The sequence below is a fragment of the Mucilaginibacter gossypii genome, from assembly GCF_017569325.2.
Taxonomy (GTDB): Bacteria; Bacteroidota; Bacteroidia; order Sphingobacteriales; family Sphingobacteriaceae; genus Mucilaginibacter; species Mucilaginibacter gossypii.
Map to the genome: position 1 here is coordinate 5,159,151 of NZ_CP071878.2, position 12,391 is coordinate 5,171,541.

Genomic DNA, 12,391 nt, shown 5'->3' on the forward strand with positions numbered 1-12,391 from the left:
CCAAATTCAATTTAGACGTTGTTTAACGCAATTGACGCTATATGGTTACATGCTAAGTTGTTAGTTATTTGTGATAGCCGCGGTTGATCCCGGCATTGAGCACCGTAGCCTGATCCATAAAAAATTATTTATATTTAACGTTTATTTTATAAAGCATGAAGAAAAAGATCCTTGTGATGGAGAATGATCAGGCCATAATCGAAATTGTGTCCTTGATACTGGAAGATGAAGGTTATGAAGTAAAAGCATTAAACACGGAGAGCAAAGTATTAGAGGTGATCAATGATTACAAACCGGATGTCATCATACTGGATATTATCAGACCAAGTGAAGAAGGCACACTGTTATGCCTTACGCTAAAGAAAAACGTGAAAACAAAACATATCCCCGTAATTGTATTTTCGACGCATCCAAAAGTCCTGACCGCTATCAAAGAAGTTTGCGCGGATGACGTTGTGCCAAAGCCATTTGATGTTGCTGAATTGCTCAACGCGGTTGAAATGCAATTGCAATTATAGGCATAGGCTGCTTATTGACACGAAAATATTAACCTGTCCGGCAATTCAATAGTTTAGATGTTTTTAAATTTGATCATATGATCCTGCTCCCAGACACAAATGATCTTGTTGTTTGGCAATATGGCGGATCTTAAGAAGCTGCCATTCCCTACCACTTGTGTTTTTTTGCTTTGTAGCGACATTAATTTTACGGTATCGCTATTTTGATACGTAATAAAGCTGCTGGTACCACTTATCGCGATAGCACAGCTTCTGCCATTGCCGATAAAAGTTTCAGGCTGGCCGGGCTGGCAGAAATATACCATACCTTTTCGCTGCCAGGTAGTTTGAACGGTATTCGTAGGATCAATGACAATGCCGCCGCCATCCATCGGGCAACCATTGAGTTTCCAAGTATCCAGACCTAATTTTTGCGCTGCTGCAAATGTCTGCCCGCCATTTAATGACCGGGTTACATAAAGGTCCCGGGAACCATTCAGCCAGTTCCTGAACATAATAGCTACGTTATTTCCCTGTACAGCTATACTTGGCTTACAGCATTCGCAGACATGTTGATCAGGCGACTGGTAAGCCAAAATATTTTTTGTCCACTTCATAGCTTTGCCTGGTAAGGACGCAAAATAGATCTGATTGTGCTTTCCGGTTCGGTTATCGAGCCATACCGCGTAAAAATTATCCTTTTTGTCTGCTGCTATGCTCATCAGCCCTTCGGGTGCAGAACCTGTCAAATCATTAACGACACCCATCGTCTTCCAGTGCCCCGTAGCGTGACTAAGCTTAAACCAATGGATATTTCCGGATTTGTCCATAGCCGTGATCACTGAATAATTAGCAGAGCTTGATAATTGAGGCCCTCTCGACATGCCAAGGTGCATATCAGGCACCCGCGCTACCAAAACCCGTTGACTAAAAGATTTTCCATGATCATTTGAGGTTGCGCAGAATATTTTATCCTCTGATCCAAAAACAACCCTGATTACACCCTTAGTGTCGACGCTAACCTGGGGTTGCTGACCAATCCCTATATTGTCGCTATTGACAGCAGAAAGCGATGACAACGACAGGAATAATACAGCGAGTAATAGGTAGGATAGTAACTTTTTCATGGGTTTAATTTAATATTTCTGGCAAATTAACCAAAAGGGATGACTTATCTGTTGATGACCGTAGGAAAGTGCGTTGTTACACTTCGTTTCTATGCAGGGCTATGTTTCTTTTTTTCAAATAGAGATAAGCAAGTGTGGCTAAAATTACCAGACCCAGTAAGAAGCCGCCAAGCACATCGGTTAACCAATGCGCGCCCAAATAGATACGGGAAAATGGAACGATGAATATCAATAACATACAAATTGAGCCAACTGATGCCCGGATAAATTTGGGGACAGCGGCAATCTCAAACATCAGCTGAGCCAGGAAACCGAAAAAAACGACATAAAAAATTACATGCCCGCTTGGAAAGCTTTGCTGTCTTGTTTTTTCAATGATCCTAACTAAGGTTTCTGACGGCCTCGGACGATTAACAATAAGTTTAACGATAGAACTGATTATACCGGAGATCAGGGTTGACAGCAGGAATAAACCTTCCTTTTTATATTTATAAAGAAAAAACAGCAACGCTGTACCCAAAACGATGATAACCGAATTTGGCATATAACCAAACCAGCTAACCATTTTCATCGCCGTGTCCAACTGTGGGTTTTGATGTTCCTGTGCTTCTTCTGAAAATTCCCGGTCTAATAAGAATACTGGCATGAAAAAAACAAATGCTGTGAGCGCCAGAAAACCAATCATCATGGTTACCAGTACATACAGCATTATTCGTTTTTTTCGATCAGATAGTTGCACTGATACTTAGTCTTTTTTCAAAAAGCTACCATTTTCATCAAAGATCAGGTCGCCACCCTTTATTTCGGCCTCATACATGGTTTTCCCGGCGGCATCAGTTACTTTTCCGGCTTCTTTAATTTTCGCGCCCTTATAGTGCGCGGCAACATAGGGCGCAACAGTTTTTGGCAATTCGCTTATAGATATGGCCTTCACAATTTCGACAAATGCACCTGCCGGTGTAAATGTAACGGAATTGTCTTCACCAGATTTTCCACCCCAATTAGCCTCATAATTTCCTTTTTCCTTTTCCCAGGTGACTTTGGTAACCTGCGGATATTTATTAGCCAGCGCGGCTTTAACAACGGAGGGCACAGCGGAGCTTTTTAAGTCCTGTGCCATAACATTGCCTGCGATAAGGAAGGCGATAACGCCAAACAATAATTTCTTTTTCATTTTTTAAGTTTATATTCAATGATAAAAAATCATTCTGTAGGAAAATTGTGTTCATCAACGTGATTGACTTTACCCTACTATCTCTATAATACTTAAATCGGAACGTCAATGTCACTGCATTTGTCATATTGATGATAATACTTTTCTTAGTCAAAGGATACCCATTACCCATAACAATCGCATCCCGAAATCTCTAAAGGGAAGGTACCAGAGCTTCAGCTTTTAATTTACCAGAATAAAAAACTTATGTTTGTATATGGGTAATAGTAAATATAACAATGCAAATGTATTGCTTCTTCTCGTGGCCTACTTGTTTGTAGTACTTACCCATATTTTATTCCTCCCCCCTCACGGTCAAAGATCGCTCAATCCCCAAGGACATTATAACTCTATTTTTAAACGAAAGTTAGACAACGCCAACAATCACGCCCTCAGTTTGATGCACCGCACCGATAAGTCAGTTTTGAATAAAAATCAAAATATTCATCACTTATTTATTAAACTGGCTGGTTCTTTTTTTATCTTATTGTTGCTGGCACGAATCGGACGACGTGCAAAATTACTTACGCTCGTTCCTTTTCGGCGATACTTTTATCCTTACCCTCCATTCCGGCTCTCTCTGCGTATTTGATTTTCTAGACCATTTAATGCCTTACGAGCTGTAAAGCAGCGCTGTTTCTTTTTTTATTCTTCAAGAAATTCATCATGCATTTTTTATTATCAAAAAGTCTGAGCCGCCTGAGCCGTTTATATAGCCGCGCTATCACCAGGGTTCTTCCGGAACTTAAGTTCGAACATCATGCGGAGATCCTTCTCATCCTGGCATACACAAATCGCAGACTTACGCAAAAAGAGCTGGCAGAACTATACCAGGCCGACAAATCGCGTATAGCGGTATTGATCGAAGGGATGACTAGGGACGGGTTGGTCTATACCGAACAGAACAGTGCGGATAGAAGAGCACATTTCGTTTTATTGACCAGCAAAGGCGAAGCTATCATTCCCAAAATTCAGCAAGCGATTGAGCAGGTAAATTGCATGATCAATCAACAGTTGGATAAAACGCACCTGGATTATTTCTATGCAACGCTTTTTAAGATGCAATCTAATTTGGTTGAACTTCAGGTTTGACTGAGCAGGAGGGAAACTTTAACTTAAGGCGAGTCCTGCGGCCATTCTGAAAATTTTAACAGTCATTTATTATGTATCCAACACTCTCCGATCTCACTAAAGATATTTTTGGTTTTTCCATCCCATTACCTATTAAAATGTTCGGCCTGTTTGTTGCCATCGCGTTTCTTGTCGCAATGCTGCTCCTAAAGAAAGAACTAAAACGCCGTGAAAGTGAAGGTTGGTTACAGCCTTGCCGGGAGCTTACATGGGTCGGAAAGCAAATCAGCTCGTGGGAAATATTCTTTACAGGCCTGATTACCCTGTTAATGGGCCTGGCATTGATTGTTTTTGCCCGGAACCGCTTTTCGTTTGATGGCGATCCGTATGACGGCATTGTGCTGATGGATCTGGCCTTTGCGTTAATTCTTGCAGTGCTCGTCGCCTTTATAAGGTACTACTTCAAAAGCCTGAAAGCCGCAGGTAAGCCTGAATTGAAGGTAATTTCGCACTGGCCACATGAAAGAACCGATACCATTATCGGTATTGCCGCAGTCGCCGGCATCGTCGGCGCAAAGCTATTTGACGGATTAGAAAACTGGAGCAGCTACATAGCCCATCCGGCTGACTTCTTTGCTTTTAGCGGTTTAACATTTTATGGGGGACTGATCGTGGCGTCGATGGCCATTTTGTACTATGCACATCAAAAGCACATCGACAAATGGCAGTTGGCCGATAGCGCTGCGCCCGTACTCATGCTGGCTTATGGTATTGGCCGGATAGGATGCCATATGGCAGGCGATGGGGATTGGGGAATTGTAAATTCTTTTCAAAAACCAGTAAAATGGTTACCCGATTGGCTGTGGAGCTATACCTATCCGCACAATGTAAGTGACCAGGGTGTATTGATCCCAGGCTGCACAGGCGAGCATTGCTTTCAGTTACCTATTGGCGTATTCCCGACCTCCTTGTATGAATTTGTGGTATGCACCCTGCTTTTCCTGGTGTTGTGGAAACTGAGAAAGATTATTACTTCGCCCGGCAGGCTGTTTGGAATTTATCTGATAATGAATGGCGCCGAGCGGTTTCTCATTGAATTGATCCGTGTTAATAATAAATATGATCTCGGATTTGTAAAACCAACCCAGGCAGAATTGATTTCGATGGGTCTGTTTTTGACCGGCTGTCTGATCGTTTATGTGAGTTCGAGAAAGACAAAATATAATCCGGAATAAAGTACTAATAAATAATATAGTCAGTAATAGCAACACATTTATTGATTCAACTTTCTTGAGCAAGTGGCTGTTTGAACTTCCTTTTTCGGCCCTGATCATTGTAATCCTTATATTAATTTTAGGAAACGTAGTTGTCAGTCGACATAAATTTTCCAATTGATGGTTATATTAGCTCATCAAACCGATATGAGAGAAAATAAAAAAACACATTGGGAACAGGTATATCAAACCAAAAAACCGGATCAGGTTAGCTGGACACAATCTGTTCCTCAAACTTCGCTTGATTTCATTCATAGCTTTGATCTATCCAAAACTTCAAAGATCATAGATATCGGAGGCGGCGACAGTAAGTTGGTTGACTACCTTCTGCAAGAAGGGTTTGAAGATATTACGGTACTGGATATATCTACAGCCGCATTGCAAAAAGCACAAGAAAGACTTGGCAAAAAAAGTGAATTGGTCAAATGGATCATTTCCGATATTGTTGATTTTAAACCGGATGAATATTATGACCTTTGGCACGACCGTGCTACCTTTCATTTCTTAACAGGGCAAAACCAAATTGCTGCTTATTTGGACATAGCCGGAAGATCCGTTAAAAATTACCTGGTCATTGGCACTTTTTCGGAGAACGGACCAGAACAATGCAGCGGGCTGTCCATAAAACAATACACAGAAGAACAATTACAAAACCAGCTAACTAAAGATTTTAAAAAGATCAGGTGTATCCATGAAGATCATGTAACCCCGTTTCAAACCACCCAGAATTTTCTTTTTTGCAGCTTCGAAAAAAGTAGTTTGTAATATCTGGTACAATTTTATTTCATAAAGAGAATCTTTATAAGCTTCGCGGTACTCTGCAAAACATAGTAACTCTACTATCTTTGCGGAGATCTTAAAGCGAATCACCTGTTGTTTGTTAAAACTATAACAAGGGATATAAGGTAAAGTCTGATAAACAAACCGTATAAAACGTTGTTAAGTATTTGGTTATGGCAAAAGTCAAACTTATAAATTGTATTTTTAAATACTGATTTAATATCTTTGCACCGAAATGAAATGGATGTGCTTCATATTTGCCCTTTTTTTTCTTTGCCTGGACCTGGAGCCATGCAAGGATAAAGTCGGTGGTGTACCCGATGCATTCGCTTCATTGACTCTAACAAAGCAGCACCAGTCCAAAACCAACCAGGACCAGTGTCCGCCGATGTGCCATTGCAGTTGCTGTAACATGCAGGTGGTTATCCAAAGCAAAATGATCTTCCGACCGGTTGCCGGAACTTATACCCCTGTTGTAGCATTCATGATCCCTGAAAAGCCGGTTACCCGACCAGCTAACATTTGGCAACCGCCCAAGCTAAACGCATAAACTTTCCGAGTTCGCCGTTTTGCGTCATAGTTGACGCTGCTTTGCGGCAAGTTTATTATTTCATGTTTTACTTGTACCGGTATGGCAACAAACAGGATAAATCCTGCTAAGCGTACCTCTGTAACTCACAAGAAAAAAAAGAAGAAGAAATTCCAAAGGCCGTTATGGATGCGCATTATACGCACCATCGCTATCATCATCATGACCATTTTTATGGTCTTGGCAATGATCGGAATTGTACAGAGGTACTGTCATATCTTATCCAAGCATTAGATCATTTTTATGCTGAATAAGATCATTCATTTTTCCATCAACAATAAATTGGTGATCGGGATCTTCACACTCGGGCTCATTGCCTGGGGGATCTGGTCACTCAAAAAATTACCCATAGATGCCGTTCCTGACATTACGAATAATCAGGTTCAGGTGATCACGCTGAGCCCTTCACTGGCCACCCAGGAAGTAGAAAGGCTCATATCTTACCCGGTTGAGCAAACCATGGCGACCATACCCGAGATCGAGCAGGTGCGTTCTATTTCGCGCTTTGGCTTGTCGGTGGTAACTATCGTATTCCACGATGATGTAAATATTTATTGGGCACGTCAGCAGGTTAATGAAAAGCTTTCAGAAGCCAAAAATAATATCCCTGCAGGTTTAGGTAACCCAGAAATCTCACCCATTTCCACCGGGCTTGGCGAGATCTATCAATATGTTATTCATGCCAAGCCTGGTTATGAAAGCAAATACAACGCGCGTGAATTACGAAGTGTGCAGGACTGGATCGTAAGACGCCAGTTATTAGGCACACCAGGCATTGCGGAGGTTAACAGCTTTGGCGGTTTACTAAAGCAATACGAGATCGCACTTGACCCTGATAAGCTGCGTAGTTTTAACCTTGGTATCAACAATGTATTTGACGCGCTTGCCCAAAACAATCAAAATACGGGTGGCGCTTATATCGATAAAAAACCCAATGCTTATTTTATCCGAAGTGAAGGTCTGGTTGGTTCAACTGATGATATCGGCAAGATCGTCGTCAAAAACAATACGGATGGCACACCGGTGCTGATCCGGGACATCGCTACCGTCAATATCGGCAACTCTATCCGTTACGGCGCATTAACCCGTGCCTCTAAAGAGAACAGCGGCGAGGCCGTCGGTGGTATCGTGATGATGCTCAAAGGAGCCAATGCCAATAATGTCGTAACAGCGGTAAAAGAGAAAATCGCCCGCATCAACAAAACTTTACCTGAAGGTGTGGTGGTAGAGCCTTTCCTTGACCGCAGCGCTTTGGTGAGCCGGGCTATCGGCACTGTAGAAAAAAACCTGATCGAAGGAGCACTCATTGTGATCTTCGTTTTAGTGGTTTTCCTGGGCAATTTCCGTGCAGGATTGGTGGTAGCCTCCGTGATACCACTGGCCATGCTTTTTGCTATCTGTATGATGAACCTATTTGGGGTATCCGGGAACTTAATGAGCCTGGGCGCTATCGACTTTGGTCTGATCGTCGATGGCGCGGTGATCATCGTGGAAGCTACGATGCACTTGTTATATGCGAAACAACGTGCCAAAGCTTACACCCAGCAAGAAATGAATGAGCAGGTTGAAACTTCAGCAGTGCGTATGATGAGCGCTGCGGCTTTCGGTCAGATCATCATCCTGATCGTGTATTTTCCAATTTTGGCATTGGTAGGCATTGAAGGCAAAATGTTCCGCCCGATGGCTGAAACGGTAGCCTTTGCCATTATTGGCGCATTCCTGTTGTCACTGACCTATGTACCGATGATATCTTCGATGTTCCTGAGTAAAAAGCCAAAGAACGGAAAGAATATCTCGGACAAAATGATGGATGCCATCCATAAACGTTATGAGCCGCTTATCATTGGCGCGCTGAACCACCGTTTAAAGATCATTATCATTTCTGTGGTATTATTAGTGGCTGCTGTATTCACTTTTACCCGTATGGGCGGCGAATTTATCCCGACCCTGGAAGAAGGAGATTTTGCAGTTGAAACCCGCCTGCTAACCGGCAGTTCCCTTTCCCAAACAATTGATAAGGTTAACCAGGCTTCACAGATCCTGGTTAAAAAATTCCCGGAAGTAAAGGAGGTGATCGGTAAGATAGGTGCCGCCGAGATACCCACTGACCCGATGCCGATGGATGCCTGTGACCTGACCGTGATCCTGAAAGACAAAAAAGAATGGACCACTACCCACGACCGTGAAGAACTCGCTAACCTGATGGCGAAGGAACTGGAAAATGTTCCGGGTGTCACCTTTGGTTTTTCCCAGCCAATTCAATTACGTTCTAACGAGCTGATCTCCGGTGTACGTCAGGATATAGGTATCAAGATATTTGGTGACGACCTGCAAACCCTGGCCGACCTATCCCAAAAAGTAGGAAAGATCGTAAACAGTGTTTCCGGTGCGAAAGATTTGTATATCGAGCAAGCCACCGGTTTGCCGCAGATCGTAGTTAAGATCGACCGGGATAAAGTTGCCCAATATGGTTTGAGTATAGCAACGGTCAATACGGCTATTAATGCCGCGTTCGCCGGGCAGTCCGCTGGTTTGGTTTACGAGGGAGAGCGCCGTTACGATATGGTCGTGCGTTTATCAGATCAGAACCGCCAGGGCATTGATGATGTGAAAAACCTGTATGTGACCGCTCCTAATGGTAACCAGGTGCCGTTGGAACAGTTAGCCAGTGTGCAGTTCCAGGTTGGCCCGAACCAAATTCAGCGTGAAGATACCAAGCGCCGTATCGTCGTAGGCCTGAATGTCCGTGGCCGGGATATCCAATCAGTGGTGACCGAGATCCAGGGCAAGATCAATCAGCAGATCAAAATGCCGGCAGGATACTACGTAACCTATGGCGGTCAATTTGAGAACCTGAAAGAAGCTACTGCCCGCTTGTCTGTCGCTGTACCGGTAGCCTTGCTACTTATTTTGTTATTACTGTATTTCTCTTTCGGTTCGATCAAACAATCCATCCTGATCTTTTCTGCTATCCCGATGGCAGCCATCGGTGGTGTTTTCGCCTTACTATTAAGAGGGATGCCATTTAGTATTTCGGCAGGGGTTGGATTTATTGCCCTGTTCGGTGTGGCTGTATTAAACGGTATCGTACTGATCACTGAATTCAACCGCTTGAAAAAAGGCGGACTGACCGACCTGAAGAAGATCGTACTGGAGGGAACAGCGGAAAGGTTACGCCCGGTTTTGATGACCGCAACGGTAGCCTCATTAGGCTTTATGCCGATGGCGATTTCATCTGCCGCAGGTGCCGAGGTACAAAAACCACTGGCAACGGTGGTGATCGGTGGCTTGCTTACCTCCACCATATTAACCCTAATCGTTTTACCCGTGTTATATACCTATTTTGAAAAGTCCCGCAGTGACCGCAAGGGCGGTAAAGCGGCGAAGATCATAGCCACCCTGTTGTTATTCATGGGCTTCGGGCTATCGTCTGCTAAAGCGCAGACCCGTGTTGGAACAGGTGGCCCTATCAGCCTGGACCAGGCAGTTAACACCGCATTGACCAATAATTTCGGCGTGCGCTCTTCCCAACTTCAGATCAACCAGCAAACTGCCTTAAAAGGTAGCGCTTTTGATCTCGGAAAGACCAATATCAATCTGCAATACGGGCAGTTTAACAGCATTAAAAGGGATAACCAGATCAATATCCAGCAAAGCATACCTTTCCCCGGCTTGTTTAAAAGCCAGCGCCAGGTATTTGAGGCGCAGGAAAAAAATGCCCAGATCGGACTGACCTTAACACAGGCGCAACTGCGTTACCAGGTGCGACAAGCTTATGGGCAGTTATCCTACTTTACGGCTTTAAGCGACCTGTACCTGCGACAGGATTCTATTTATAACGAATTTTACCGGGCAGCTTCGGTTCGTTACAAAGCAGGTGCAAGTAATCTGCTGGAAAAAACCACCGCCGAAACGCAGTTAAATGAGATCAGGAATCAAACGACCCGCAATAACGGGGATATTGCTGCGGGCAGTGCCGAATTACAGCGACTGATGAATACTACCGATTCTGTGACCCTTTCCAAGGGCGCACTGAAAAGGGCCGTAGCCGAATTTAAGCACCTCGACAGCGCCATCAATCAGAACCCGCAGCTGGCCTACCAGCGTCAACAGATCATTCTGGCTGACCGCAACATTGACCTGGAGAAAGCGAAGTCGGGGCCGGATTTTACCATCGGTTATTTTAACCAATCGATTATGGGTATCCAGAATGTAAACGGTATTGACCGGAATTTTACCGGCGCAAATCGTTTCCAGGGTGTACAGGCCGGGGTTTCCATACCCCTGTTCTTTAAACCTTATGCGGCGCGTGTGAAATCGGCCCGTATTCAAAAGGAGGTATCGCAGACACAGCTGCAATTGTATGAGAAGAACTTATCCAGCCAATATGAGCAGGCCTATCACCAGTTACTGAAGAACGACCGCTCGGTGTCTTATTACGAAACCAGTGCCTTACCCAATGCTGACCTGATCCTTAAACAGGCGCAGATCGCTTTCCGGAATGGAGAGATCAGCTATGTGGAATTTGTCCAGGCCTTAAAAACAGCTTCGGATATCCGGCTGGCCTATTTACAGGCACTTAATCAATACAATCAATCTGTTTACGACTTGCAATACCTGACCGGTTTATAATTAAAGAAATGAAAAAACAAATCATAAAATTTACAGGGTTAATGATGATCGCTTCACTGGCCCTAACCTTCGGCAGCTGCGGCGGCGGTAAAAAAGAAACCCCCGAACAAGCTGATACAACCAAAAAGAAAGAAGAAAGTAATGTCGCTGAGATCAGCGAAGCGCAATACAATACACTCGGCGTGAAACTGGAAACAGTAAGCCCGAAAGCGTTGAGCGGGGTTTTGAAAGTGAATGGTTTTATAGACGTACCACCGCAGGACCTGGTTAGCATCAGTACCCAAATGGGTGGCATCGTTAAATCTATTCCGGTGCTGCAAGGCTCGGTAGTAAGTAAAGGGCAGGTGATCGCCGTTCTCGAAAACCAGGACTATGTGCAATTGCAGCAGGATTATCTAGATAGCAAAAGCCAGCATGACCTGAACTCGGAAGAATATAAACGTCAGCAAACACTGGCCTCACAGAACGTGACCGCGACCAAGGTCTTGCAGCAAGCCAAAGCCAGTTACGAAAGCTCGATGGCAAGAGAGGCAGCCTTGCGCCAGCGCTTAAAGCTGATCAATATTGATCCGTCAAAATTAACTCCCGCCGCTATCAGGAGCACGGTCAATATTTATGCACCAATTGGTGGGTATGTAACTAAGGTCAATACCAATGTAGGCAAATTCGTAAATCCGAATGATATCATGCTGGAGATCGTTAACAGCAACAACCTGCATGTGGAGCTCAATGTGTTCGAGCGGGATGCGGAAAAGGTGAAACCAGGCCAGAATGTCCGGTTCACCCTCACCAACGACTCTACCGAGCGCCGGGCCATCGTTTCGCTGGTTGGTAAAGAGATCAATACCGATAAGACCATCCGTATCCACAGCATCGCTAAAGGCAGCGTTAACTTCCTCCCGGGTACTTACGTTAAGGCATTTATTGAAACCGGCAAAAGTGAAACACCGGCATTGCCTGAATCGGCCATCGTAAATTTTGAGGGTAAACAATACGTATTTTTAATGTCAGGTACGGACACCGAAAAGCGTAAAGATGGCGACACCAAAGTTTATCGCTTTAAAATGGCGGAAATCACTACCGGCGTTAAGGAAGGCGGTTATATCGCGGTCGAATTACCGGCGGCGATCCCGGCGAACAGCCAGATCGTTACCAGGGGCGCTTATGACCTTTTGAGTAAACTAAAAAACAGTGAAGAAGAATAAAAT

The 12,391-nt window shown here is 44.1% G+C and carries 10 protein-coding genes; 7 read left to right on the forward strand and 3 right to left on the reverse strand.

Features of this window, described 5'->3' with window-relative positions; genetic code table 11:
• Positions 1 to 155 precede the first annotated feature (155 nt).
• On the forward strand, positions 156 to 518 hold the full coding sequence (locus tag J3L18_RS21610; protein WP_112571145.1) for a response regulator transcription factor: 363 nt from the start codon (positions 156 to 158) through the stop codon (positions 516 to 518).
• Between the two features lie 53 nt (positions 519 to 571).
• Here J3L18_RS21610 and J3L18_RS21615 read toward each other — a convergent pair whose 3' ends face one another.
• The 3 genes from J3L18_RS21615 to J3L18_RS21625 all read right to left on the reverse strand — a co-directional run bounded on the left by J3L18_RS21615 (position 572) and on the right by J3L18_RS21625 (position 2,798).
• Entirely contained in the window at positions 572 to 1,624 is a 1,053-nt protein-coding gene (locus J3L18_RS21615; protein WP_208057738.1) for a hypothetical protein, read from the reverse strand.
• Between the two features lie 76 nt (positions 1,625 to 1,700).
• The gene (locus J3L18_RS21620) at positions 1,701 to 2,270 is read right to left on the reverse strand and encodes a phosphatase PAP2 family protein (protein WP_167516252.1); all 570 of its coding nucleotides are present in this window, start codon (positions 2,268 to 2,270) and stop codon (positions 1,701 to 1,703) included.
• A gap of 99 nt (positions 2,271 to 2,369) precedes the next feature.
• The gene (locus tag J3L18_RS21625; RefSeq protein WP_112571141.1) at positions 2,370 to 2,798 is read right to left on the reverse strand and encodes a PepSY-like domain-containing protein; all 429 of its coding nucleotides are present in this window, start codon (positions 2,796 to 2,798) and stop codon (positions 2,370 to 2,372) included.
• Positions 2,799 to 3,503: 705 nt separating this feature from the next.
• On the opposite strand from J3L18_RS21625, the gene J3L18_RS21630 reads away from it, so the two are divergent.
• The 6 genes from J3L18_RS21630 (at position 3,504) to J3L18_RS21655 (ending at position 12,388) form a co-directional block, all read left to right on the forward strand.
• The gene (locus tag J3L18_RS21630) at positions 3,504 to 3,929 is read left to right on the forward strand and encodes a MarR family winged helix-turn-helix transcriptional regulator (protein ID WP_112571137.1); all 426 of its coding nucleotides are present in this window, start codon (positions 3,504 to 3,506) and stop codon (positions 3,927 to 3,929) included.
• Between the two features lie 71 nt (positions 3,930 to 4,000).
• A complete protein-coding gene (locus J3L18_RS21635) occupies positions 4,001 to 5,143 on the forward strand; it encodes a prolipoprotein diacylglyceryl transferase (protein ID WP_112571135.1) in 1,143 nt (380 codons plus the stop codon).
• Between the two features lie 186 nt (positions 5,144 to 5,329).
• Positions 5,330 to 5,947: a class I SAM-dependent methyltransferase gene (locus J3L18_RS21640; RefSeq protein ID WP_112571552.1), complete on the forward strand. Its 618-nt coding sequence runs from the start codon at positions 5,330 to 5,332 to the stop codon at positions 5,945 to 5,947.
• Positions 5,948 to 6,197: 250 nt separating this feature from the next.
• Positions 6,198 to 6,512 carry a DUF6660 family protein gene (locus J3L18_RS21645; protein WP_112651674.1) on the forward strand — a complete coding sequence of 105 codons (315 nt, stop codon included), beginning with the start codon at positions 6,198 to 6,200 and terminating at the stop codon, positions 6,510 to 6,512.
• 282 nt (positions 6,513 to 6,794) lie between these two features.
• Complete coding sequence (locus J3L18_RS21650) at positions 6,795 to 11,183, forward strand: CusA/CzcA family heavy metal efflux RND transporter (protein WP_112571131.1); 4,389 nt, start codon at positions 6,795 to 6,797, stop codon at positions 11,181 to 11,183.
• Between the two features lie 8 nt (positions 11,184 to 11,191).
• Positions 11,192 to 12,388, forward strand: a complete 1,197-nt coding sequence (locus J3L18_RS21655; protein ID WP_112571129.1) for an efflux RND transporter periplasmic adaptor subunit — start codon at positions 11,192 to 11,194, stop codon at positions 12,386 to 12,388.
• Positions 12,389 to 12,391: the final 3 nt, after the last annotated feature.

What these genes read in the sequence shown, in the direction of transcription:
- J3L18_RS21645 (WP_112651674.1), top strand. Translation starts at nt 6,198, where the DNA reads ATGAAATGGATGTGCTTCATATTTGCCCTTTTTTTTCTTTGCCTGGAC.
- J3L18_RS21620 (WP_167516252.1), bottom strand. Translation starts at nt 2,270, where the DNA reads ATGCCAGTATTCTTATTAGACCGGGAATTTTCAGAAGAAGCACAGGAA.
- J3L18_RS21650 (WP_112571131.1), top strand. Translation starts at nt 6,795, where the DNA reads ATGCTGAATAAGATCATTCATTTTTCCATCAACAATAAATTGGTGATC.
- J3L18_RS21630 (WP_112571137.1), top strand. Translation starts at nt 3,504, where the DNA reads ATGCATTTTTTATTATCAAAAAGTCTGAGCCGCCTGAGCCGTTTATAT.
- J3L18_RS21625 (WP_112571141.1), bottom strand. Translation starts at nt 2,798, where the DNA reads ATGAAAAAGAAATTATTGTTTGGCGTTATCGCCTTCCTTATCGCAGGC.
- J3L18_RS21655 (WP_112571129.1), top strand. Translation starts at nt 11,192, where the DNA reads ATGAAAAAACAAATCATAAAATTTACAGGGTTAATGATGATCGCTTCA.
- J3L18_RS21635 (WP_112571135.1), top strand. Translation starts at nt 4,001, where the DNA reads ATGTATCCAACACTCTCCGATCTCACTAAAGATATTTTTGGTTTTTCC.
- J3L18_RS21615 (WP_208057738.1), bottom strand. Translation starts at nt 1,624, where the DNA reads ATGAAAAAGTTACTATCCTACCTATTACTCGCTGTATTATTCCTGTCG.
- J3L18_RS21610 (WP_112571145.1), top strand. Translation starts at nt 156, where the DNA reads ATGAAGAAAAAGATCCTTGTGATGGAGAATGATCAGGCCATAATCGAA.
- J3L18_RS21640 (WP_112571552.1), top strand. Translation starts at nt 5,330, where the DNA reads ATGAGAGAAAATAAAAAAACACATTGGGAACAGGTATATCAAACCAAA.